This window comes from Herbidospora yilanensis (assembly GCF_001570565.1).
GTDB classification, from domain to species: Bacteria; Actinomycetota; Actinomycetes; order Streptosporangiales; family Streptosporangiaceae; genus Herbidospora; species Herbidospora yilanensis.
The window spans coordinates 1-2,018 of record NZ_BBXE01000067.1 but is presented as its reverse complement, the minus strand read 5'-3'; the positions used below and the strand labels follow the sequence as shown (position 1 = coordinate 2,018).

The following is a 2,018-nucleotide window of genomic DNA, read 5'->3' as shown; positions in this document are numbered from 1 at the left end:
GACCGGGGAAGACGAAGACCGTCTTGCCCAGCGGCCTGACCTGCCCCCGCACCAGCAGCGGGTCGGGCCGGTCCTCGGCCAGCGCGGTGAGCGCGGTGAGCAGCGCGTCGCGGTCGCCGGCGGCGACGGCGGCCCGGTGGGTGAGCGCGGCGCGGCCGGTGGCGAGGGTGCGGGTCAGATCTGACGGCAGCAGGCCGGGACGGGCGGCCAGATGGTCGCGCAGCCGGGCGGCCTGTGCCCGCAACGCCCGGGGGTTGTGCGCCGACAACACCACCGGGGCGTCGCCCGGAGGGGTGTCGGACCGGGGGCGCGCGGCCGGGGCCTCCTCGATGATCACGTGGGCGTTGGTGCCGCTCATGCCGAAACCGGAGACGCCCGCGCGGCGGGTCCGGCCGGTCTCCCGGGCCCATGGGCGGGCCTCGGTGAGGAGGCGCACGTCACCCGCCGCCCAGTCGACGTGGGGGGTGGGCTCGTCCACGTGCAGCGTTCGGGGCAGCACCCCGTGCTGAAGGGCCTGGACCATCTTGATGACGCCGCCGACCCCGGCCGCCGCCTGGCTGTGGCCGATGTTCGACTTCAGCGAGCCCAGCCAGGCCGGTTCGTCCCGGTCCTGCCCGTAGGTCGCGAGGAGGGCCTGCGCCTCGATCGGGTCGCCGAGGCGGGTGCCCGTGCCGTGCGCCTCGATCGCGTCCACGTCGGAGGGCGACAACCCGGCGTCGGCCAGGGCGGCGCGGATGACCGCCTGCTGCGACGGGCCGTTGGGCGCGGTCAGGCCGTTCGAGGCGCCGTCCTGGTTGATCGCCGTCCCCCGGATCACCGCCAGGACGGGGTGGCCGTTGCGCACGGCGTCCGACAGGCGTTCCACCAGCAGCAGGCCGACGCCCTCGCCGAAGGCGGTGCCGTCGGCGGCGGCGGCGAACGCCTTGCACCGGCTGTCGGCCGACAGGCCGCGCTGGCGGCTGAAGCCGATGAAGATGTCCGGGTGCGACAGGACGGTCGCGCCGCCCGCCAGCGCCAGATCGCACTCGCCGCCGCGCAGCGCGCGCACCGCCAGGTGCAGGGCCACCAGTGACGCCGAACAGGCGGTGTCCACGGTGACGGCCGGTCCGCGCAGGCCGAGGGTGTAGGCGATCCGGCCCGACGCGATGCTGCCCGCGCTGCCGATGCCGAGATAGCCCTCCATGTCCGGCGGGAGCCGTACCCGCGAGCCGTAGTCGGTGTAGACGACGCCGGCGTAGACGCCGGTGGCCGAGCCGTGCAGCGAGGCCGGGTCGATGCCGGCCCGCTCGAACGCCTCCCACGCGGTCTCCAGCAGCAGCCGCTGCTGCGGGTCCATGCTGACCGCCTCGCGCGGGCTGATGCCGAAGAAGGCCGGGTCGAAGTCGGCGGCGTCGTGCAGGAAACCGCCCTCGCGGGCGTAGGAGGTGCCCGCGTGGGAGGGGTCGGGGTCGAACAGGCGTTCCAGGTCCCAGCCCCGGTCGGCCGGGAACGGCGAGATGACGTCGCGCTCGCCCGACACCACCGACCACAGGTCCTCGGGCGTGCGCACGTCGCCCGGATAACGGCAGGCCATCGCCACGATCGCGATCGGCTCGTCGGCCCGGCGCGGCGCGGCGGTGACCGGCGCGGCGGAGGTGCCGGCGCCCAGCAGCTCCGAGCGCAGGAAATCGGCCAGGGCACGCGGCGACGGATGGTCGAAGACCAGCGTCGTGGGCAGCTTGAGGCCGGTGGCGGTGGCCAGCCGGTTGCGGAACTCGACCGCCGTCAGGGAGTCGAAGCCCAGGTCCTTGAACGCGCGGGTGACGTCGATGCCGTTCTGGTCGGCGAAGCCCAGCACGGCGGCGGCCTGGGTGGCGATGGCGTCCAGCAGCAGCCGTTCCTGGTCGGCCGGCGACCGCCCGGCCAGGGTGGCGAGAACCGGCGTGCCCGCGACCGCCGCGGCCGGACCGGCGAAGGGCCGCAGCGGCGGCGGCAGCAGACCGGCGGTGGCCAGCGCCCGCAGCGCGGCGGTCGCCGGG

General features: G+C 75.8%; 1 protein-coding gene. It reads right to left on the bottom strand.

The features are described from left to right. Positions 1-2,018: type I polyketide synthase (locus AW273_RS35765; RefSeq protein WP_232327752.1), on the bottom strand; the 2,018-nt coding region annotated here is incomplete at both ends.